Annotated in this window: 21 protein-coding genes; 19 read left to right on the top strand and 2 right to left on the bottom strand. The window is 27.9% G+C overall.

Annotation, left to right across the window (positions count from 1 at the left end):
• The first annotated feature begins 62 nt into the window (after positions 1-62).
• The 3 genes from KQI16_RS00550 to holA are packed head-to-tail and all read left to right on the top strand — an operon-like array spanning position 63 to position 5,323.
• Positions 63-2,561 (top strand): P-type ATPase, encoded by a 2,499-nt coding sequence (locus KQI16_RS00550; protein ID WP_216431487.1) that lies wholly within the window; start codon positions 63-65, stop codon positions 2,559-2,561.
• 22 nt (positions 2,562-2,583) lie between these two features.
• Positions 2,584-4,275 (top strand): ComEC/Rec2 family competence protein, encoded by a 1,692-nt coding sequence (locus KQI16_RS00545; protein WP_216431486.1) that lies wholly within the window; start codon positions 2,584-2,586, stop codon positions 4,273-4,275.
• Positions 4,276-4,291: 16 nt separating this feature from the next.
• Positions 4,292-5,323, top strand: a complete 1,032-nt coding sequence (gene holA / locus KQI16_RS00540; protein ID WP_216431485.1) for a DNA polymerase III subunit delta — start codon at positions 4,292-4,294, stop codon at positions 5,321-5,323.
• 34 nt (positions 5,324-5,357) lie between these two features.
• Here the strand turns inward: holA and rpsT are convergent, their stop codons facing one another.
• Entirely contained in the window at positions 5,358-5,621 is a 264-nt protein-coding gene (gene rpsT, locus KQI16_RS00535; protein ID WP_216431484.1) for a 30S ribosomal protein S20, read from the bottom strand.
• Positions 5,622-5,793: 172 nt separating this feature from the next.
• On the opposite strand from rpsT, the gene gpr reads away from it, so the two are divergent.
• The 4 genes from gpr to lepA all read left to right on the top strand — a co-directional run bounded on the left by gpr (position 5,794) and on the right by lepA (position 10,386).
• Positions 5,794-6,768: a GPR endopeptidase gene (gpr, locus tag KQI16_RS00530; RefSeq protein ID WP_216431483.1), complete on the top strand. Its 975-nt coding sequence runs from the start codon at positions 5,794-5,796 to the stop codon at positions 6,766-6,768.
• 74 nt (positions 6,769-6,842) lie between these two features.
• Positions 6,843-7,925, top strand: a complete 1,083-nt coding sequence (locus KQI16_RS00525; protein ID WP_216431482.1) for a stage II sporulation protein P — start codon at positions 6,843-6,845, stop codon at positions 7,923-7,925.
• Between the two features lie 65 nt (positions 7,926-7,990).
• On the top strand, positions 7,991-8,443 hold the full coding sequence (locus tag KQI16_RS00520) for a hypothetical protein (protein ID WP_216431481.1): 453 nt from the start codon (positions 7,991-7,993) through the stop codon (positions 8,441-8,443).
• A 134-nt stretch (positions 8,444-8,577) separates the two neighbouring features.
• Positions 8,578-10,386, top strand: a complete 1,809-nt coding sequence (gene lepA / locus KQI16_RS00515; RefSeq protein ID WP_216431480.1) for a translation elongation factor 4 — start codon at positions 8,578-8,580, stop codon at positions 10,384-10,386.
• A gap of 106 nt (positions 10,387-10,492) precedes the next feature.
• Here lepA and KQI16_RS00510 read toward each other — a convergent pair whose 3' ends face one another.
• A complete protein-coding gene (locus tag KQI16_RS00510; protein WP_216431479.1) occupies positions 10,493-11,404 on the bottom strand; it encodes a patatin-like phospholipase family protein in 912 nt (303 codons plus the stop codon).
• Between the two features lie 156 nt (positions 11,405-11,560).
• Here KQI16_RS00510 and KQI16_RS00505 point away from each other — a divergent pair, with 156 nt between their 5' ends.
• The 12 genes from KQI16_RS00505 (at position 11,561) to rpsU (ending at position 22,955) form a co-directional block, all read left to right on the top strand.
• Complete coding sequence (locus tag KQI16_RS00505; RefSeq protein WP_216431478.1) at positions 11,561-11,830, top strand: hypothetical protein; 270 nt, start codon at positions 11,561-11,563, stop codon at positions 11,828-11,830.
• A 291-nt stretch (positions 11,831-12,121) separates the two neighbouring features.
• Positions 12,122-13,249, top strand: a complete 1,128-nt coding sequence (hemW, locus tag KQI16_RS00500; protein WP_216431477.1) for a radical SAM family heme chaperone HemW — start codon at positions 12,122-12,124, stop codon at positions 13,247-13,249.
• 180 nt (positions 13,250-13,429) lie between these two features.
• A complete protein-coding gene (gene hrcA, locus KQI16_RS00495) occupies positions 13,430-14,464 on the top strand; it encodes a heat-inducible transcriptional repressor HrcA (protein WP_216431476.1) in 1,035 nt (344 codons plus the stop codon).
• An 18-nt stretch (positions 14,465-14,482) separates the two neighbouring features.
• On the top strand, positions 14,483-15,100 hold the full coding sequence (grpE, locus tag KQI16_RS00490) for a nucleotide exchange factor GrpE (RefSeq protein WP_216431475.1): 618 nt from the start codon (positions 14,483-14,485) through the stop codon (positions 15,098-15,100).
• A 48-nt stretch (positions 15,101-15,148) separates the two neighbouring features.
• Positions 15,149-16,990, top strand: coding sequence for a molecular chaperone DnaK (gene dnaK / locus KQI16_RS00485; protein ID WP_216431474.1), 1,842 nt, complete (start codon positions 15,149-15,151; stop codon positions 16,988-16,990).
• Between the two features lie 174 nt (positions 16,991-17,164).
• Positions 17,165-18,301 carry a molecular chaperone DnaJ gene (gene dnaJ / locus KQI16_RS00480; protein WP_216431473.1) on the top strand — a complete coding sequence of 379 codons (1,137 nt, stop codon included), beginning with the start codon at positions 17,165-17,167 and terminating at the stop codon, positions 18,299-18,301.
• Between the two features lie 202 nt (positions 18,302-18,503).
• Positions 18,504-19,001 (top strand): thiol peroxidase, encoded by a 498-nt coding sequence (gene tpx / locus KQI16_RS00475; protein WP_216431472.1) that lies wholly within the window; start codon positions 18,504-18,506, stop codon positions 18,999-19,001.
• Positions 19,002-19,232: 231 nt separating this feature from the next.
• Complete coding sequence (gene prmA, locus KQI16_RS00470; RefSeq protein WP_216431471.1) at positions 19,233-20,174, top strand: 50S ribosomal protein L11 methyltransferase; 942 nt, start codon at positions 19,233-19,235, stop codon at positions 20,172-20,174.
• Positions 20,175-20,192: 18 nt separating this feature from the next.
• Positions 20,193-20,957 carry an RsmE family RNA methyltransferase gene (locus KQI16_RS00465; RefSeq protein ID WP_216431470.1) on the top strand — a complete coding sequence of 255 codons (765 nt, stop codon included), beginning with the start codon at positions 20,193-20,195 and terminating at the stop codon, positions 20,955-20,957.
• Positions 20,958-20,959: 2 nt separating this feature from the next.
• The gene (gene mtaB, locus KQI16_RS00460; protein ID WP_216431469.1) at positions 20,960-22,273 is read left to right on the top strand and encodes a tRNA (N(6)-L-threonylcarbamoyladenosine(37)-C(2))-methylthiotransferase MtaB; all 1,314 of its coding nucleotides are present in this window, start codon (positions 20,960-20,962) and stop codon (positions 22,271-22,273) included.
• Between the two features lie 41 nt (positions 22,274-22,314).
• On the top strand, positions 22,315-22,659 hold the full coding sequence (locus KQI16_RS00455) for a histidine triad nucleotide-binding protein (RefSeq protein WP_216431507.1): 345 nt from the start codon (positions 22,315-22,317) through the stop codon (positions 22,657-22,659).
• Positions 22,660-22,778: 119 nt separating this feature from the next.
• Entirely contained in the window at positions 22,779-22,955 is a 177-nt protein-coding gene (gene rpsU, locus KQI16_RS00450) for a 30S ribosomal protein S21 (RefSeq protein ID WP_074364434.1), read from the top strand.
• The last annotated feature ends 475 nt before the right edge of the window (positions 22,956-23,430 follow it).

Here is a 23,430-nt window from a genome sequence, read left to right as displayed (position 1 = left end):
GAAATTTAATTATAATAATTGTAAAATTAAAATGTATAATTATTTTACGGGGGAGGGGCAGAATGAAAGAATATTATAGTGAAAGCTGGTCTAAAGTAGTTGAAAAATTAGAAAGTAATATTTATAGCGGATTAAATGAAGAGCAAGTTAATTTAAGAAAAAGTCAATTTGGAGATAATTTTATTAGTTTACCTTATACTAAGACTAACTTACAAATTTTCTTTGATTTATTTAAAGAAAAAAATATATATATTCATATTTTATGTATAATTTTATTTTTATTAAATAAGTTTTATTTATTAGGAATTATTTCATTAATAATTTTATTATTTTATTTAGGATTAAAATTATATAATGAATTTTTGAATAAAAAGGAAATGGAACTTTTGCAACGCTTAAATACTTCCCAAGTTTTAGTACTTAGAAATGGTGTAGAAAGGCTAATAGAAGCAGAAAATTTAGTGAAAGGTGATATTGTTTATTTTAGGAAAAATTCTTTTATTGGTGCAGATGTTAGAATTATAGAGAGTAAAGATTTAAAAGTTGATGAGAGAAATATAACTGGTGACAATTTATTAAAAAATAAATATTCAATTAAAATGGATGAAAAACCTAATTCTATTGGAGAAATAAATAATATAATTTTTAGAGGTTCAGTAATAAAAGAAGGATCAGGTAGTGGAATTGTAATAGAAACTGGTAATAATACTCAATTAGGAAAAGTATTAAGCAGATTAAAAAAATTTAAAAGAAAAAAGGATATTATTATAGATAAAACTTATAATTCTTTATTCAAAGTTCAAATATGTCTAATAATATTACAAATAATCTTAGTTGCAATTTTTCCTGGATCATTATCTAGCAAATTACCCTTAATGGCAAACTCACTTTTTGCCATGATATCTATATTAATACCCTTAGTTATAATATATTATGAAAAGTATATAAAAAATAAACTAATTACTGACTATGGAATAGAGTTAATGAATTTTTCTTCATTAGTTTTATTAAAAGAAATAAAAATATTATTCTTAAAAAAAATTGGTACTATAACTAAAAATGAACTATATGTTGATAAGATTTATACTAATGATCAAATTTATTTAGCAAAGGATGCTGATATTAGCGATATAAATATTAGAAGAATATTAGATATATCAATTCTTTGTAATAATGCTAAATATAATATTGATAATAATTGGTCAAAAGGAGATATATTTGAAGTAGCTTATTTAAGGTATGGAGTTACGAGATCTATATACAAAAATAATTTAGAAGCTAAAAATAAAAGGATTTTTGAAATAGCAAGAGATATAAATAAAAAAATGACTACAACTATAAATAAAAATAGAAATGGCTACAGGGCAAATGTTAGAGGTGAACTTGATGATGTATTAAATGCTTGTACAAGCATTTTATTAAATGGTGTAGAAAAAGAATTAACTTCAGAAGATATAATTAAAATAAAGCTAGTTGCCCTAAATTTTTCAAAAGAAGGACTTATTACTGAAGCTTTTGCATATAGATCATTTAATTATGAACCTTCAGAATCTGAAAATATTGAGAGTAATCTTGTATTTGCAGGAATTATTGCTATGGAAAATCCTATAATAGATACTATCCCTGATGAAATTAATGAACTTAGACAAAAAGGAGTATTACCAATTATATTTACAGATGATAATAAAATGGCAGCCCAGGTATTAGGGAAAAAAATAAACTTAATATCTTCTGAAGAACAAGTAACTTCAGGACAGGAACTTGAATTTTTAAAACAAGAAGAATTTTTAAAAAGAGTTTCCAAGACAAGAATATATTGCCAGTTAACTCAAGAACAGCAGTATAATCTTGTATCTTTATATAATGAGGATGGATATAGTTTTGCAATTGAAGGTGAAACCTTACCAGACGTTTCCTTGATTAATTTATCAAAAATAGGAATATTTAAAGGCAAGGTATCAGAGATATTAAAAAATCTTGGAGATATATATACACATAACAGTTCGATTCAAGCATTTTTGAATATTTTAAGAGAAAGCAAGTATGTTTTTGAAGGAATGGATAGAGGGATTGCAATATATGTAATTACTTTATTATCAGAGATATTATTTTTTAGCTTCAATCAGCTTTTAAATAATAATTATATGATTGAGTACTATTTTATATCTTTTTTTAATGTATTCTTATTAACCCCTATAATATTAATTAATATGATATACGGAAAATATAATACAAACGATAATAAAATAATATTAAGAGGAGTTTTATTTGCAGTATTACCTTTAATTTTGATCTATGTAAAAATAAAAAACGTAGATATTCTTGCATATTGTTTAATTTCTTTAATGTTATTTATTGATACAATAATAAATTGTACTTTTATAAAAAGAGGAGATTATAAGGGATTAAAACTTTTAATGATTTTTATAATGCTATTTATAATAACTGCCGGAATATTAATTTTTATAAAAAATTATAGTTATGCATTAATAGATTTAATAATAGTGTCAGTTCTATTATTTATCTTATTAGTTTCTGAAATAATTATAAGAAAATGGTAATAATTATAATGGGTGATGCCATTTGAATTATAATTATAGAATAAATGTATTATTATATATTTTTTTATCTTTTATATGTGGAACTTATATTTATGTTTTGTTTAATGAAAGCAAATGGCTAGCAACAATTATTGCTAGCTGCTTTTTTATTTTATTAGTACTTTTTAATGGGATAAAATTTTCATTATTAGTTATGATTTTTTTCTTTGTACCAATAATAAATAGTTATAATTATTATAATATCAATTTTAGTAAGGATCAGGAAATAAGGATAGAGAGTACAAAGCTTTATGGAGCAATTGGAAAAATAAAAGGAAGAACTGTATATTTATCTGGAAATATAAAAGAAATTTCGTCTGGTGATAGAATAAAGGTTAAGGGAACTTTTAAAAAGGATATTAATAGAGAAAGGGGAGTATTAGGAAGTTATAAAGTAGAGAGTTATAAGCATTTAAAAAGTGATTTGATTAGTAAAGTTTATAATTTAAGAGAAAAAATATTTTATAATTTAAGATCAAAATTGGGTTATAGAAGGGCAGCTATAATTACTTCAATATCTTTTGGATATACAGAGTACTTAGATAATAGTGATGAAATGGATATGAAAAAACTTGGGATATTACATGCCCTATCAGTTTCAGGGCTACATATGGCAATAGTATATTCAATTATAAAGAGATTTTTTGGAGAAAAAGCTGCTGCAATTTTATCAGTTTTCTATGTTATTTTTACTGGAGCAGCTTTAGCTACTGTTAGATCTTATATAATGATGCTAACAACAAGCTTTGCAATGAGTTTTAAAAGGAACTATAATCCTTTAGCTGGTCTATCTTTAGGGGGAATAATAATTATATTATTCAAGCCCTATAGTATATTTAATATAGGGTTTCAATTAAGTTTTTTAGCAACCTTAGGAATAATATTATTTAATAAGAAAATAAATAAAAAACTTTATAGGATGCCTAAATATATAAGGGAAGGCATATCAATTTGTATTTCTTCACAAATATTTACTTTTCCGATATTAGTTTATTCCTTTAAGGAGTTTTCTATAGGATTTTTATTTGGGAATTTAATAGTTCTTCCTCTAATGAATATTATAGTTGTTATTGGAAACTTACTGCTTTTATTTATTAAAATAAAACCTTTGTTTAACTATTTAATATTTCTTTCTTTTTATATAACTAGAATTATTGATGTTTTAACAGGAATATTAAAGGGGTTAAGTCCTAATATAATTTATTTGAATGAAAATATTGCAAAGTTTTATTGCATAATTATGATAACTGTTTATTTTTATAAGAAACATTTAAAAAGAATTATAATTTTTCCATTATTATTAGGATTAGTTTATATTTTTAATCTCCTTTATACTCCTTATCCTAAAATAGAATATTATCAAGAAGGTGTTATTTCTATAAGTTATAAGACTTCTAAAAAGTTATTTTATACTAAAAATAATATTGAGAAAGAAAAGTTTGAGAAAATAACTATGGCAAAGGAAGAATATAATGATTTTAATAGTGTGAATATAGGAAACAAATTTAAACTTAAAAGATATAATAATAATCTACTCTTAGAAGGCTATAATAAAAAATATTTATTAAAAGTATCAAAAGATGAAATTATAGGGACATATGATATAATAGATTTTAAGAATGGAAGCTTCAGCAAAATAGTTTTAATTAAAGATAAAATTATTCCATTTTATTAAGGAAGGGTAGATTGCTTTGATAGATTTTGATACGTTAGAAGAAGAAATAAAAAAAGGTAAAATAAGTAATTCATATATTTTCTGTGGGTTAGATGAAGAATTAATTAAAGAAGGTGTAGATTTAGTAGTTAACTCAGTTGTAGATAAATCAATGAAAGACCTAAATTGTATTAGATTAGATGGTCTTAATACAAATTTTGATGAAATTTTAAATGCCTGCGAAACAATGCCTTTTATGGGAGAAAAAAAAGCAGTTGTTATATATCGGGCAGAATTTTTAAAGGATAAAACTGATAGTTCCTTAAGTAAATTATATAAGGAAATAACAGAATACTTAAAGGATATTCCGCCCTATACTATAGTGGTTATGTATTATTTATTTAATGATAAAAGAGATACGCCTAAAAAGAATAAAAAATTAATTTCTTTAGATAAAGTTTCTAAAGTAGTGCATTTTGATAGATTAAAAAAAGATAGATATTATAAGAAGGTAGAAGAAGTATTTAAAAAAAGAGGCAAAGATATAAAAAAGGTTGAAGCGAGATATTTTGCTGAAAAGGTAACAAATAACTTTGATATAATAAATAGAGAAGCAGATAAAATAATAGCTTATACTGAGGGCAGGGAAATAACTAAAAAAGATATTGATAAGTTAGTATTGAAATCCAGCGAAGATGATATTTTTGATTTAATAGATTTGATTTCAATGAGAAAAGCAGAAAGAGCAATAGACTTGTTAGATGAACTTTTATTTAAAAGTGATCAGCATATGCTTATAATAACTAATATTGAAAATCACTTTAAAAGATTATATGAAATAAAGCTTTTAAAAAATAAAGGTTACAGTATTGCTAATATTACAAGTAAATATAAATTGCCTACCTTTATTTGTGAAAAATTAATTAATCAAAGTAGTAAATTTACACTTAACCAATTAAAAGAAATTTTAGATATTTGTCTAAGAACTGAAATTTTATTAAAATCCAGTAGTAACGATAAAACTATGGAATTAGAATTAATGTTATTTAATATTTTTATGGTAAAATAATAGCCGATCCAGTTGGGATCGGCTTCTTATTTAATTACGCCATAGCGTTTAATCTTGCAGCTAATCTAGATTTCTTTCTAGCTACCATATTCTTATGTAGTACTCCTTTTTGAGCAGCCATGTCTAAAGACTTAGCAACTTGTGGGAAAAGAGCCTTAGCTTCTTCTAGATTGTTTGAAGCAACTGCAGCTTCAAATTTTTTGATAACTGTTTTAACAGATGATTTAATCATTCTGTTTTGAGCAGTTTTCTTTGCAGTAACTTTAATTCTCTTTTTTGCTGATTTAATATTTGCCATTCTACTTCACCCCCTTAATGCTTTTATAGGGTCTCATTGCAGCTTTGGGGAAATCTGCGTACGAGTTCTTTTTTAACATACTAGATTATATCATTGAAACTTTATAAGTTCAAGTATTAAATTATTATATTGTGGAAAAATAAAAAATGATAATGATTTGGGAGGTATTTCAATGATTAGCATAAGAACTGATTTAGCAATAGAAGCTCGTGATATGTATACGCAAGAAAATAAAAGGGAATTAGATGGTGTTATTGTAAAAGAAGAGCAGGATGGAGATGTAAAAATAACTACTGTAACAATTGAAAGTGATGAGGCTGGTAAGGAATTAGGAAAATCTAAGGGAAATTATATTACAATAGATTTCCCGGAAATGACATATTATGATACAGAAATTATGGATCAGGTTTCCCAAGCAATTAATAAAGCATTAAGCGGGCTGATTGATGTACCTTATAATAAACTTGCTTTAGTAGTTGGCTTAGGAAACAGAAGGGTAACTCCAGATTCCCTTGGACCTAAGGTTACTGAGAAAATTATGGTTACAAGGCATATTAAGGAACTAATGCCTGATGCAATTGATGAATCAGTTAGACCAGTTTCCTGTATTGCCCCTGGAGTTTTGGGAGTTACAGGAATAGAAACTGGAGAAATAATAAAATCTCTTGTTGAGAAATTAAAACCTGAAATAGTTATTTGTATAGATGCTTTAGGCTCAAGAAAATTAGAACGTGTAAATAGAACAATACAAATAAGCGATACAGGAATAGCACCTGGAGCAGGCGTTGGTAATCATAGAATGAAAATAAACGAAGATTCTATAGGAGTTAAAGTAATTAGTATCGGTGTTCCTACTGTTGTTCATGCGGCCACTATTGCTAATGATACTCTTGATTTGCTTTTAGATGAACTTATAAAAAAATCAGAAGCAGGAACAGATTTTTATAAAATGTTAAAGTCATTAGATAGAAATGAAAAAAATAATTTAATAAGAGAAATATTAGATCCATCTATTGGAGATTTAATGGTCACTCCAAAAGATGTAGATGTAATAATGGATTCTTTATCAAAAGTTATAGCCAATGGAATTAATATGGCTATACAACCTAATTTAGATATGGAAGAAATAAATGCATTTATGGGGTAAATAAAAATATTAAATTATTAATAATTATGTAACTCTCCTAATATATATATTATAAAGAGAAGGGGGAGTTACATTTGTATTCAATAAGAGAAAGAATGTTTAAAAAGCAGAAAAGGAAAAAACTAAATATAAAAAGCAGCTTTGACATTGGATATATAATTCTTATATTAGGAATATTAATATTCTTAATAAGATTTATAGGACTTGTAAATAAATATGATCAATTAAGCCGATTTGCTCATATCAATTTACTAAACTATAGTATGCCTGTAGTAAAAACACAAATCTTTGATGAAAATAATTTTAATGATGATATTTCTTTAAAAAATGCTGTATTAGAAAGTTTAGGTTTAAAAGGCTTAAGTGCTTATAAAATAATAGGAGAAGAGTTAGGTATATTTTATAATGGTTTACAAAAAGTTTTTACTAATTCACCTATAGCTAATATAAAACCTTTTTCCTTAAAGAAAGAAAGTATTGCAACTATAAGTGAAGAAGAATTGGCTGAATTAAATAAAGTTAGTCCTGCCTATGATGAAAGTTTAAAAAAGCCCTTAGATAATTCAAAACCAGAAGTGTTGATTTTTCATACTCATGCAATTGAAAATTATGCAGAAGTAGGAGAATTAACAACAGATAGCAATTTTAATGTTGTTGGTGTTGGAGAAGTGCTAGCTAAGGAATTAGAAGAGGGATATGGAATATCAGTAATTCATGATAAAACTAATCATAGTATTTCTTATAATGATAGTTATAAAAGATCAAATGAAACTTTAACTAGTTATTTACAAGAATATGGAGATTTTAAACTTATAATAGATTTGCATAGGGATAGTGTTACAAATAAAAATGCTGTAACAATAAATCTAAATAATCAAAATTTAGCTAAACTAATGTTTGTTTTAGCAGAAAATAGTGAAAGATATGATGCAAACTTAGAATTAGCAAATAAATTATTAAATATATCAAATTCATTATTTCCAGGATTAATGAGAAATAATTTTATTTATCCAGTAGGAGCTACTGCTATAAATTATAGTTTAAGCGATAATTTTATCTTAATAGAAGTTGGGGCAAATGTAAATGAGGCTCAAGAGGCTAAATTATCAGCGAAATATATTGCTAGGATAGTTGCAGAATATCTTAATGGTCAATAATTGTATAAAAATTAAAAAAATGAGCATCCTTTAGATAGTAATAATAAAAGCTAGGGGGTGCCCTTTTGTTTAATAAGAAAATCTTAAGTGGTATAGTTTTATTTCTTATTATTGTATTATTTGGTTTTATAAGAATAAATATCGTTAATACTAAGGCCTTATCACCAACAGGAGAAGGAGAAAATAATTATAAGATTATTAGTAATGAATTCGGAGATGATTTTAATGAATTTATTAAAGATGGAGCAGAGATAAAAATTTATACCCCAACTGAAGAAGATGCTAAATTTACTGTAAAAATATTAGATAAGGAAATTTATGTTAATAATGATAATGTGTTTTTGATTAAGTTGCAAGAAGGAGCTTATACTGTTTATCATAAAATTTCAGCCTTTGCTGATAATATAATTGATAGATTTAAAATTAATGATAAAAATAAGCCTAAGGAAAATAATAAATCTAATAAAGAAGATGAGTTAGATAGAATTATTGATGATTTTATAAAAGAAATGGAATAGATAATTTATATTAAAATCTTATATATAATATTTATATTGACAGTAATCTGGTATGTTATGTTATAATTTAGCTTGATTTAATATAATGGGGGTGAAGTGGCTATTTAGCTAGTTTAAAAGCTAATAGTTTAAATATGAGTAGTGACAGACAAAAATATATTAGAAATTTTTCAATAGTTGCCCATATAGATCATGGCAAATCAACCCTAGCAGACAGGTTATTAGAAGCAACTGGAACTCTTACCCAGAGGGAAATGGAAGAGCAAACTTTAGATAATATGGAAATTGAAAGAGAAAGAGGTATAACAATTAAGTCTACAGAAGCTAGACTTATTTATAGAAAAGAAAATGGAGAGGAGTATATTCTAAATTTAATAGATACTCCTGGACATGTAGACTTTACATATGAAGTTTCAAGAAGTTTGGCGGCATGTGAAGGTGCTCTATTAATTGTTGATGCAACTCAAGGGGTTCAAGCCCAAACTTTAGCAAATTGTTATTTAGCTTTGAATAATGATTTAGAAATAGTTCCTGTAATTAATAAAATAGATTTGCAGTCAGCCAGACCAGAAGAAGTAAAAACTGAAATAGAAGATATTATTGGAATAGAGGCTTCTGATGCTCCAATGATTTCCGCAAAAACAGGCTTAAATATTGATGCTGTATTAGAAGCAATAGTAGAAAAAATTCCAGCTCCAAATGGAGATGAAAATGCTCCATTAAAGGCTTTAATATTTGATTCTTATTATGATAGCTATAAAGGTGTAGTTTCTCATGTAAGAATCTTTGATGGAGTAGTTAAAGCTGGAACAAAGATAAAATTAATGGCTACTAACAAAGTTTATGAAGTAACAGAGGTTGGAGTATTTACTCCTAAAGCATTGCCAATAAGTGAATTAAGAGCTGGTGATGTTGGGTATATTGCAGCTTCAATAAAAAATGTTAGAGATGCAAGAGTTGGAGATACAATTACATATGCGGATAATCCTATAAAGGAACCCCTACCTGGATATAAGCCTGCTATACCTATGGTTTATTCAGGAATTTATCCAGTTGATGGAGCAAAATATCAAGAGCTAAAGGATGCCCTTGAGAAATTGCAAATAAATGATGCAGCCTTAAGTTTTGAACCTGAAACATCTGTTGCTTTAGGTTTTGGATTTAGATGTGGTTTCCTAGGTTTATTACATATGGAAATAATTCAAGAGAGAATTGAAAGAGAATTTAATTTAGATATTATAACCACAGCTCCATCAGTTATTTATAAAGTAAAGAAAACTAATGGGGAAATTATTGATCTTACAAATCCAACAAATCTTCCAGAAGCTACAGAAATTGAATATATGGAGGAACCTGTTGTAAGAGCAAGCATTATTACGCCATCAGATTATGTTGGAGCAGTAATGGAATTGTGTCAAGAAAGAAGAGGAACCTTTATTGACATGCAATATTTAGAAGAAACGAGAGTTTCAATAAATTATGATATTCCTTTAAATGAAATAGTATATGACTTTTTTGATACTTTAAAATCAAGAACAAGAGGATATGCTTCCTTAGATTATGAATTAAAGGGATATACAAGAACAGAATTAGTAAAACTTGATATTCTTTTAAATGGAGATATAGTAGATGCCTTATCTATGATTGTTCCAAAGGAAAAGGCATATGGAAAGGGTAGAGCTATTGCAGAAAAATTAAAAGAGATAATTCCAAGACAATTGTTTGAAGTTCCGATACAAGCAGCAATTGGATCAAAAATAATTGCAAGAGAAACTATTAAGGCAATGAGAAAAGATGTTCTTGCTAAGTGTTATGGTGGAGATATCACAAGAAAGAAAAAATTATTAGAAAAGCAAAAAGAAGGAAAGAAGAGAATGAGACAGGTTGGGTCTGTTGAAGTTCCACAAGAAGCATTTATGTCTATTCTAAAAGTAGATAAATAAACTAACAAAGGGCTAAGATTATATAATCTTAGCCCTTTGTTAGATATTGAAAGAGTAAGGTGGTAATAATATATTATATTAAATATATATAAAAATGTTAAAGATTTTATTTTAAATAAAATTTTTCTATATAATCAAAGGCTTTTGATAAATCATAAGAATGGGCAATTGCTTTCAAATAAGGTGTATATTTATATTCATCTAAGTCGATAAATTTTGGAATTTTAGGATTTATTCTAAAATAATTATAATTTAATAATTCTTTACAATACATATTGTTTAGATCCTCCATTCCATCCATAAGTAAAGATAAAATTGGCGATTTCATCTTTTTAAAGGGATTAAAAGCCCATTGAAAAAGGCCCCAGTTTTTATTCTTACCATTTATTCTTTCAGGGATATTACCTGTACCTATAGATAAAATTTTAATATTATTAATGTTAAAAATTTTTTTATAAGTTTTATAAACAAATAGCAAAGAGGCTGTAGTAGGTGAATTAGCTATAACTCCTCCATCAATATATTGATTATAGCTTGGAAAATAGGTTGGGGCTGCTGAACTCGATAATACAGCGTCTTTTACAGAAATATTTTCAGTACCGTCTTTAGTGAAATTATTAAAAAATATTGGTTCCCAGGTAAAATCATCAGTACTGTTAATATTAAAAGCAGGAATTAATATTTTTTTCTTCAAATCAGATAATTTAATGTTATCTGGAAAATAATTAGATAATATTTGATTAAAATTATCATTTTTATATTTTGCTTTAAACAAATTAATCCTTCCATGAGAAAAGATTTTTTTAGTTGTTGGAACATCATATAAATTTCTTATTTCATCAACTGAAATTCCTTTTGCTAAAAGGGAAGCTATTATTGATCCGGTGGAAGTTCCTGAAAGTAAATCAACATTTTCTAATAAATTAGGATATCTAAGCATTATTCTATGTAAAATTTCTATGCTTAAAGCTCCTCTTATTCCTCCACCATCAAAGGTTAGAATTTTAAAAGTTCTCAATTTGTTTCTCCTAGAATTATTGATATATGATTATTTTATTCTTCTAAGAGTATCTTGTTAAAACTTAAAATGTGATTTACATAAAAAATAATTGTAATTAAAAGCTGCCCCCTAAAATATATATAAACTAACAAAGATTATTGAAAGGGTGGTATTATGTTAGAAGCAAAACTTAGAGACATAAGAAAAAAAGGAAGGACTTTAAGAAGACTAGGACAAGTTACTGGTACAATTAGAAGAAAAAATGGAGATATTATACCTATTTCTATGGTAATGCATAAGTTAGAAACATACGTTTCAAGGTATGGTCTAGGCTCTAAATTTGATATAAATTTTGAAAATGAAACTATTAAGGTAAAAATAGATAGGGTTCAAAGAGATATATTACTTCATAATATTATTAATGTAGATGTGGTTGAGCTGTAAATAATTCATTTAAAATTAAGAATCTTTTAAGAAGAGTGATTAAATTTTATATTTTTATAAATATTTTTAGAATTAATAGAAAATAATTGACAAAGCTGCTGCAAAACTTGTAGCAGCTTTGTCAATTTTCTTATTATTTGTTACTTCTATATTTGTAAAACTCCCAACTCCAAATTCCAAACTCCTAACTGAATATATGCGGCTTTATATTTGAAATGACAATTGTTATAATATTTTAAATGAAAATATAAAAAATAATGTATAAAAAATAATGAAAGAGAGATAGTAATTATGAAAGATATATCGTTATATATACATATTCCTTTTTGTAAACAAAAGTGTTTTTATTGTGATTTTCCTTCTTATGCAAACATTGATTATTTAAAAGATGATTATATAGATGCTTTGTGTAAGGAAATTGAAAGTAAAAAAATTACATACAATATAAAAAGTATATTTATAGGAGGTGGAACTCCTTCTTATTTAGATTGTAAGCAAATAGAGAAATTATTAAAAACTATTAATAAGCTTAATTTAGATAAGAATGTTGAATTTACAATGGAAGTTAATCCTGGAACCTTAGATAATAAAAAACTTATTATAATGAAAAAGGGTGGAATAAATAGAATAAGTATGGGGTTACAGGCCGTTCAAAATTCATTATTAAAAGATATTGGGAGAATTCATACATTTAAAATATTTGAAGAAAATTTTAAATTAGCAAGAACTCTTGGCTTTAATAATATAAATGTTGACCTTATGTTTGGTTTGCCTTCACAGACTTTAGGAGAGTGTAAGGAGTCTCTAGAAAAAATTGCATCTTTAGGTCCAGAACATATATCAGCTTATAGTTTAATAGTTGAAGAAGGAACAGCCTTTTATGAATTATATAAAAAAAATAAATTAATACTTCCCTCTGAAGAAGAAGAAAGAGAGATGTATAAATTAACAAAAGAAATTTTAAATTCTTATGGTTATAAACAGTATGAAATATCGAATTATGCAAAAGAAGGATTTGAATGCTATCATAATAAAGTTTATTGGAAAAGTGAGGAATACATAGGATTAGGCTCTTCCTCAGCTTCATTTATAGATAGTAAAAGAATAAAAAATATTGAAAATGTAAAAAAATATATAGAAAAAATAAATAATGAAGAAAATGTAGCAGAGGAAATCTATAATAATTCAAAAGAAGATAATATGGAAGAGTTTATGTTTATGGGGCTTAGATTAATAGAAGGAATTAATATGGAAGAGTTTAATAGAAGATTTAATATAAATATTATGGAAGTTTATAAGGAGATAATTAAAAAAAATATAGAAAAAGGATTATTAGAAATTAAAGAGAATAATTTAAAACTTACAGAAAAGGGAATAGAATTATCTAATTATGTAATGAGTGATTTTATTTTGAAATGAAGAGATATAATGAGATAATTGTAGTAATAAAGAGAAAAATAAATATAAATTTAGTTTTTGAGAAAAATTATATAAAATCTAAACTTTAATATAATTGACAAAATATATAAGAAATACTATATTTGTATTGTAGTCATTAGCACTCGGGGGTAATGAGTGCTAACAGATTGAGGTGGTAGAATGACTATTATTGATGAAAGAAAAATTAAAATACTTCAGGCTATCATAAATGACTATATACTAACTGGGGAGCCAGTAGGATCGAGAACAATAGCTAAAAAATATAATTTAGGTGTTGGTTCTGCGACAATTAGAAATGAAATGGCTGACTTGGAAGAGATGGGCTTGTTGGAACAACCACATACTTCTTCAGGCAGAATACCTTCCAATAAAGGATACAGACTATATGTAGATAAATTAATGGAAACTGGAAGCTTAACTAGAGAAGAAGAACTTAGAATAAAGGAATATATTCTCAAATCTGCAATGCATGAAGTAGATAAGGTAGTAAAGGAAGCCTGCTCTTTGTTATCAGAATTGACTAACTTAACTACAGTTGTTAAGACTCCCTCAGTAAAGAGCAGTTATATAAAGTCAATTCAGTTGTTTCCAATTGACAATCATAATTTAATTTCTGTAATAGTGGCAGATAATGGCATTATAAAAAATCAAATTATTAGATTAAGCCAGATGCCAGGAAAAGAAACTATTCAAATGATAAATGAAGTATTAAATTTAAGATTAAAAAATTTATCTATTGAACAAATTAATTTAGAAGTAATTAATAAAATAAAAAATGAACTATCTGGATATGATGAATTATTTAATGCAATTCTACCAGCTTTATATGAGGCTTTAAAAGAATCAGAAAAAGAAGAAATTATTGTAGAAGGTGCAACAAATATATTCAATTATCCTGAATATAACAATATAGATAAAGCTAAAGAAATAATATCTTTAATTAATGATAAAGAAAATTTAGTGGATTTAATTGAACCTTCAAATGGTATAACCATTAAAATTGGAGAAGAAAATAATTTTCCAGAAGCAAAAGATTGCTCGGTTATATCGGCACAATATTATTTTAATGGAAGGCCTATTGGTACAATTGCTTTAATTGGGCCTAAGAGAATAAATTATTCAAGAGTTGTTGCAATAATGAATAAGTTTATGAATGAACTAAATGAAAGCTTAAAAAATCAATTATTAGAATAAAAGAGATGAGGTGTTGTTTTGGAAGATAATAATAAGCCATTAGAAGATTTAGTTGAAGAAGTTGAAAAAGAAGAAATAAATTCTAAAGAAGAAATAAATTCTAATGGAGAAACAGAAATAAATGAAACTCCTGAGAAAAAAGAAGAAATAGAAAATAATGAAGAAAAGGATAATGAATTAGATACTATGAGAAAATTAAAAGATGAAAACAAAAGATTAACTAATGAATTAGAAGCATTAAAAGATAGGTTGCTCAGGGTTTCAGCTGAATATGACAATTATAGAAAAAGAACAGCTAAAGAAAAGGAAGGTATTTATAATGATGCATGTAGTGATGTATTAAAAGAAATGCTTCCTGTTTTAGATAATTTAGAAAGAGCAATGGCTGTTGAAGGAAATTTAGAAGATTTTAAAAAAGGCATTGAAATGACAATTAAACAATTTAATAATGCTTTTGAAAAATTAGGTGTAGAAGAAATTGATGCAAATGGAAAGTTTGATCCAAATTTCCATCAAGCAGTTATGCATATAGAAGATGAAAACTTTGGTGAAAATGAAATTGCAGAAGTATTCCAAAAAGGATACAAAAGAGGCGATAAAATAATTAGATATACCATAGTAAAGGTAGCTAATTAATTTAAAAATATTTCTAAACATAAATCTTAAATTTTAGGAGGAAAAATTATGGGAAAAATTATAGGAATAGATTTAGGAACAACAAATTCATGTGTTGCTGTTATGGAAGGTGGAGAACCTGTTGTAATAACAAACTCAGAAGGTTCTAGAACAACTCCTTCAGTTGTATCTTTCCAAGCAAATGGAGAAAGGTTAGTTGGTCAAGTAGCAAAAAGACAAGCGATTACTAATCCAGATAGAACAATAATATCAATTAAAAGACATATGGGAACTAACCATAAAGTTAATATAGATGGAAAAGAATATTCTCCACAAGAAATTTCTGCAATGATACTTCAAAAAATTAAAGCAGATGCAGAAGCTTATTTAGGAGAAAAAGTTACTCAAGCTGTAATTACCGTTCCTGCATATTTTAATGACTCTCAAAGACAAGCAACAAAAGATGCAGGTAGAATAGCAGGACTTGAAGTTTTAAGAATAATAAATGAACCAACAGCTGCATCTTTAGCTTATGGATTAGATAAAATGGATACTAACCAAAAAATATTAGTTTATGACTTAGGTGGAGGTACATTTGACGTATCTATCCTAGAGCTAGGTGATGGAGTATTTGAAGTATTAGCAACAAATGGAGATACTCATCTAGGTGGAGATGATTTTGACCAAAAGATTATGGACTATATTGCAGATACTTTTAAGGCTGAACATGGAATTGATTTAAGAAATGATAAGATGGCAGTACAAAGATTAAAGGAAGCTGCTGAAAAGGCTAAAATTGAGTTATCATCATCAATGCAAACTAATATTAACTTACCGTTTATAACAGCAGATGCAACTGGTCCAAAACATATAGATATGAACTTAACTAGATCTAAGTTTAATGAACTTACTCACGATTTAGTTCAAAGATCAATAGAACCAATGAAGAAAGCATTAACTGACGCTGGACTTTCAATTGGAGAAATAGATAAGGTTATTTTAGTTGGTGGTTCTACAAGAATTCCAGCAGTTCAAGAGGCTGTTAAGAATTTTACTGGTAAAGAACCATCAAAAGGAGTTAACCCAGATGAGTGCGTAGCAGTAGGTGCAGCTATTCAAGCAGGTGTTTTAACTGGAGAAGTAAAAGATGTATTATTACTAGATGTTACTCCATTAACACTAGGAATTGAAACTTTAGGAGGAATTGCTACTCCATTAATTGAAAGAAATACTACAATTCCAACTAAGAAGAGTCAAATATTCTCAACTGCTGCAGATGGTCAAACATCAGTTGAAATTCACGTAGTTCAAGGTGAAAGAAAGATGGCAGCTGATAACAAGACTCTAGGTAGATTTACCCTATCAGGAATTGCACCAGCTCCAAGAGGAATTCCTCAAATTGAAGTAACTTTTGATATTGATGCTAATGGTATAGTTAAAGTATCTGCTTTAGATAAGGGTACAGGTAAAGAAGCTAATATTACAATTACAGCTTCAACTAACTTAAGCGAAGAAGAAATAGAAAGAGCTGTAAAAGAAGCAGAAAGATTTGCTGAAGAAGATAAGAAGAGAAAAGAAAAAATAGAAGTTAAGAATAATGCAGATCAAGTAGCTTATCAAACTAAGAAAACTTTAGATGAACTTGGCGATAAAGTTTCTGCTGAAGATAGAGCTTCAATAGAAAGTAAATTAGATGAATTAAATAAAGTTAAAGATGGAGAAGATATAGAAGCTATTAAGAAAGCTATGGAAGATTTAAATCAAGCATTCTATGCTATATCATCAAAGATTTATCAACAAGCAGGAGCTCAAGGAACTGATCCCAATATGGGTGCTGCAGGAGAACAAAATCAAGGTCCAGCAGATGATAATGTAGTCGATGCAGATTTTGAAGTGAAAGATGATAAATAGTTGTAACTTAATGTACTAATATATATAATATGAGGGAAGGCAGTTGTCGTCTTCCCTTTTCTTAAGTAAAATCAGAATTAGATTAATTTGGCTGTTACTGCCGTCTACAAAAAGGGAAGTTAGGTTACAGCAAGAGACATAATTAAGGAATAAAGATAAATGGTGGTGAAATAGATGGCAAACAAGGACTATTATCAAATATTAGGCTTAGAAAAAGGTGCTTCAGATGATGAGATAAAAAGGGCTTTTAGAAAGTTAGCTGTAAAATATCATCCGGATAAGAATCCAGGTGACAAAGAAGCGGAAGCAAAGTTTAAAGAAATAAATGAAGCTTATCAAGTTCTTTCAGATCCTGAAAAGAAAGCAAGATATGATCAATTTGGTACAGCTGATTTTGATGCAAGCGGCTTCGGGGCTGGAGGCTTTGGAGGTTTTGGCGGTTTTGACTTTAGTGATTTAGGAGGCTTTGGAGATATTTTTGACACCTTCTTTGGAGGAGGGGGTTCATCTAGAAGGAGAAATGGTCCCCAAAGAGGTGATGATTTAGAATATACATTAAACTTGACTTTTGAGGAAGCTGTTTTTGGCTGCGAAAAAGAAATATCAATTAATAGAAGTGAATCCTGTGAAGCATGTCATGGTACAGGAGCAAAAGCAGGTACTTCACCAAAAACATGTCCTACATGCCATGGAACAGGACAAATCAGAGTACAAAGACAAACAAGTATAGGAAGTTTTGTAAGTACTTCAACTTGCAGTCACTGTGGTGGTACAGGTCAAGTTATAGATACACCTTGTTCTACATGTCATGGTAAAGGAAGCGTAAGAAAAAATAGAAAAATTTCTGTTAATATACCAGCAGGTGTAGATACAGGAAATGTAATGCCTCTTAGAGGACAAGGAGAGCATGGTAAAAATGGTGGTCCAGCAGGAGATCTTTATATAAGAATAAAAGTAGCTCCATCTAAGAAATTTACAAGAAAGGGCAGCGATATTTATATAGATACTCATATTTCTATGGGGCAAGCAGCTTTAGGAGTTGAAGTTACTGTACCTACAGTAGATGGAGATGTTAAATATAAGATTCCAGCAGGAACTCAATCAGGTACTTTATTTAGATTAAAAGGCAAAGGTGTTCCAAGGGTAAATTCTTCAGGAAGAGGAGATCAATATGTAAAAGTCATAGTAGATATTCCTAAGAATTTAACTGAAAAACAAAAGGAAGCTTTAAAGGCCTTTATGGAGGCTTGTGGAGAAATAGCCCCAGAAGAAACTGGTACTAAGAGAAAATTAAAAAATCTATTTAAATGAATGAAATAAATTATAAAATAACAGTTAAGCAGTTAGTTATAATATTTTAAACTGCTTAACTGTTATTTTATATTAGTTTTTAGTATAGTTATTTAAGAATTTATTAGAAATGATAAAATATTTAATGCTTGCTAATAGGTATATAAGTGTTAGAATTTGAAATAATAATATAGAACAAAATTAATGCTAAGGAGTAGATAAAATGGCAAGTGTAAAATTTAATGGAACACCAATGACTTTAGTTGGAAAAACTTTAAAGCTGGGAGATAATTTTAGTGATTTTACTGTAACAACAAATGATTTAAAGGATTTTACCTTAGGAGATACTAAAGGAGTAAGAATCTTTTTGACTGTACCATCATTAGATACACCAGTCTGCAATATGGAAGTTAAAAAGTTTAATGAAGAGGTTGAGAAGTTAAATGGAGTAAGCTGCTATACAATTTCAATGGATTTACCTTTTGCACAAAGCAGATGGTGTGGTAATGAAGGTATTAAAAATGTGATGACTTTGTCAGATTATAAATATAGAAGTTTTGGGGAAGCAACAGGATCTTATGTAAAGGAATTAGGCTTGTTAGCAAGAAATTCTTTTGTGGTTGATTCCCAGGGCAAAGTAGTCTTTGTTGAATATCTAGAAGAAATAACTAATGAACCAAGTTATGATAAAATTTTAGAAGCTGCAAAGTTTGCGAAATAATATTTAAAAAATTAGAAAAAATTCTTATTTATTTTGAAAGTTAAAAGTGCGAAGATAATTTAGATAAGATAAAGGGATATGGAAAATCAACATATTCTTTTATATATCCTTATTATTCGCACTTTTTTATTATTAACCTAAATTATCCATTTTCAATTATTAATTGTCATATAGTTAAAATAAGTGTAAAATAATTAATTAGTCAAAGAATCTTTGAAAGGACTGATATAAATGGAAGGAACTTGGATAGAAGTTAGAGTATTAACAAATAGTGAGGCTTTAGAACCTATTTCAGGAATATTCTATTCATTAGATTGTAAAGGGGTAGCCATTGAAGATCCGCAAGATATCCTTGGAAGAGAGCAAGGACCGTTAACTTGGGATTTTGCAGATATAAATATTCTAGAACATAAGGGAGAACACGCAGTAGTTAAAGCATATTTTGCAGAAGAAGATAATATTGAAGAAGTAATAGCTTATGTTAAGGAAAAAATTGAAGAATTAAAAGCTATGGGAATAGATGTTGGTTTAGGAAAAGTAGAAAGTGAAAAAATGTTTGAAGAAGATTGGGCTAACAACTGGAAGAAGTATTATAAACCAGTAAAGGTTGGGGAAAGACTTGTTGTAAAGCCAATATGGGAAAGTTATGAGGCTAAGGGTGATGATCTTGTTATTGAATTAGATCCTGGAATGGCTTTTGGAACTGGGGATCATGAAACTACAAAGATGTGTATGCAAGCTCTTGAGAAGTATGTAAAAGAAGATAGTATTGTATTTGATGTAGGTTGTGGTTCAGGAATACTAGCTATAGCTGCTGCAAAACTTGGAGCAAAAAAAGCAGTAGGAGTTGATTTAGATCCGGTTGCAGTAGATTCAGCAAAGCAGAATGTAAGATTTAATAATTTAGATAATATAGAAATTTTAGAAGGAAATTTAGTAGAAGTAATAGATGGTAAGGCAGATATAGTTGTAGCCAATATTATAGCAGAAATAATATGTGTACTTACAGAAGATGTTAAAAGAGTATTAAAAGAAGAGGGATATTTTATTACTTCAGGAATAATTCATGATAGAGTTGATATGGTAGTTTCAAAGCTCAAATCAGCAGGTTTTGATATTGAAGAAATAAATAAAGATGGAGAATGGAACTGTATAGTTGCTAAATTAATATAGTTTTAAGGAGAATGAGCAATGCATAAATTTTTTACTCCTAAAGAGAATTTTATAGATAGCAAGGCGAAAATTTTAGGTGATGATGTAAAACATCTATATAAGGTATTAAGGTTTAATGAAGGGGATAAAATAGTCTTAAATAATTGTGAAGGTGAAGAATTTTTATCAACAATAGAAACAATAACTAAGCAGGAAGTTATTGTTTCTATAGATAAAAAGCTTGAAGTTAATAATGAAAGCAGAATTAAAATTTACTTATTTCAAGGTTTGCCAAAGGCCCAAAAAATGGATTTAATAGTTCAAAAAGGTACTGAATTAGGTATTATGGAGTTTATTCCAATAATAACAGAAAGAGTTGATATAAAATTAAAGGGAGAGTTTAAAAAGCTAGATAGATTAAATAGAATAGCTTTAGAGGCTGCTAAGCAAAGTAAAAGAACAATAATACCTAAGGTATCAGCTCCCCTTAGTTTTAATGAAGCCATAGATAAATTGAAAACTATGGATTTGATAATAGTACCCTATGAAAATGCAGAGGATTTTGGTATAAAGACTTTATTTAGAAAGTTAAATAATGAATTGGGAGATAAAATTATTGATATAAGGAATGTTGGAATAATAATCGGTCCAGAAGGTGGTTTTGAAGCAGAAGAAATAAGTGAGTTAAAAGATAATGGAGCTTATATAGTAACATTAGGTAAAAGAATATTAAGAACAGAGACAGCAGGTTTTGTATGTGCTTCATTAGTTAATTATGAATTAGGAGATTTAGGAGGAAAATAATAATGAAGGTTGCATTTTCTACATTAGGTTGTAGGGTTAACGTATATGAATCAGAAGCTATGGCGGAAAAGTTTATTAGAGAAGGTTATGAGGTTGTTGATTCAAGTGAAGTAGCTGATGTATATGTAATTAATACCTGTACAGTTACAAATATGGGGGATAAAAAATCAAGACAGATAATAAATAAAGTAAGAAGATTAAATGAGAATGCTATTATTGCAGTTGTGGGATGCTATTCACAAATGGCACCAAAGGAAGTTTCTTCTATACCAGGAGTAGACGTAGTATTAGGTACAAGAAATAAAGGTGATGTGGTTTATTATGTTAATAAAGCTAGAGATGAGAGAAAACCACAAATTCATGTAGAAAGTGTACTTAAAAACAAAAAATTTGAGGCTCTTAATATTGAAGATTATCAAGATAAAACAAGGGCTTTTTTAAAAATACAAGATGGATGCAATAGATTTTGCAGTTATTGCATAATACCTTATTCTAGAGGATCAGTTTGTTCAAAGGATCCAAAACAAATAATAGAAGAAGTTAATAAATTAGCTGAACATGGATTCAAGGAAGTAATATTATCTGGTATACATACAGCATCTTATGGTTTAGATTTAGAAGAAAAAATTAATTTAATAGATATTATTGAAGAAGTAGAAAAAGTAGAAGGAATAGAAAGAATTAGAATAGGTTCAATAGAACCAGCTTTCTTTACAGAAGAAGTAATAGATAAGATTAAGAAATTTAAAAAGTTATGTCCTCATTTTCATCTATCTCTTCAAAGCGGATGTAATAGTACTTTAAAGAGAATGAATAGAAGATATACTGCTGAAGAGTATAAGGCATCTGTTGAAATGCTTAGAAAAACACTACCTGGAGTATCAATAACTACTGATGTTATTGTAGGTTTCCCAGGAGAAACAGAGGAAGAATTTAAAGAAACATATGAGTTTTTAAAGAAGATTAAACTTACAAAAACTCATGTATTTAAATACAGTCCGAGAAAAGGTACAAGAGCTGAAAAGATGGAAAATCAAATTGATGGAATAACTAAAGATAAACGAAGCAAAATACTTATAGAATTAAGTAATAAAAATGAAGATGAATTTATAAAAAGTTTTATAGGACAAAAAATGGATGTTCTTATAGAAGGGCCTGTTAAAGGAAAAGAAGGCTATTATGAAGGATATACAAGAAATTACATAAAGGTACATGTACCTTGCCAACTTGAAGAAATTATTGGTAAAATTGTAGATGTAGAAATAAAAGAATCTCTTGGTGAAGCAGCAGTAGGACATTTGGTTATTAACGATTAATAATTATTAAAGTGTTTTAAATCTTGTAAGAAAGGAGGAAGATTATGGATTGTATTTTTTGTAAAATAATTAAGGGAGAAATACCTAGCAGTAAAATTTATGAAGATGAAGATGTTTTAGCTTTTCATGATATAAATAAAGCTGCTCCAACTCATTTTTTAGTGATACCTAAAAAACATATTCAAAATGCAAATGAAATTAATAGTGAAAATTCTAAAATTATTGCACATATATTTGAAGTTATTAGCAAAATAACCAAAGATTTAGGTATAAGTGAAAGTGGTTATAGAATAGTTAATAACTGCGGAAAAGACGGTGGTCAAACTGTAAATCATCTTCATTTTCATGTTTTAGGTCAAAGAGAGTTAAAGTGGCCACCAGGTTAATGGATTTTTATTCTAATAGTTGACTTTAGAAGTTACCTATTGTATAATATAGCGTGTGTTATTAAGCCCGTAGCTGAGTTAAATTGATTAATTTGAGCTAGCGGAGGGAGGGATAATAGATGTCAGAAATAAAAGTTGGAGAAAACGAAACACTTGAAAGTGCATTAAGAAGATTTAAGAGAAAATGCGCAAGAGCTGGAGTTCTTTCAGAAGTTAGAAAAAGAGAACACTATGAAAAACCAAGCGTAAGAAGAAAGAAAAAGTCAGAAGCTGCTAGAAAGAGAAAATTTAAATAGTAAAGTCGTTTTAAAAATCAAAGCAATTTGATTTTATAGCTGTTATTGAAGGCTTATTTATTCAATAAGCTTTGTTGTATTATTTTTGATACACCAGAGCTGAGGAATTTTGGTTAATAGCCTAAAATAAGTATGTGAAGGTACTTGATTTTATAAGGGAAAATAGATAAAATTTAATATTAAATTTGTCTAAATTACCTTCCTCAGCAGTTTTATTATAAAAACTATAATTATTTAATCAGCTACATAAAAGGTTGAATAACATTATATATCTGAGTAAAACTTGATATTTTAGAATCTAATATGTAAATAAATAAAAGCAAAGAGAGTTAGATTAACCCTCTTTGCTTTTTTATGTGCGCCCGGCATGGGCGTAATCTTGTCGGTGAAAGTCCGATACGGGGGTTGATAGTGCCAACCGTTAGCCTAAGACAAGGGTGTCCACCGCGAGGTGGAATCTGAAGGAAGTCGGCGG

It is taken from the genome of Caproiciproducens sp. MSJ-32, from assembly GCF_018918055.1.
Classification (GTDB): Bacteria; Bacillota; Clostridia; order Clostridiales; family Clostridiaceae; genus Clostridium.
The sequence above is the reverse complement of the archived record's forward strand: the minus strand, read 5'-3'. Positions and strand labels throughout refer to the sequence as shown.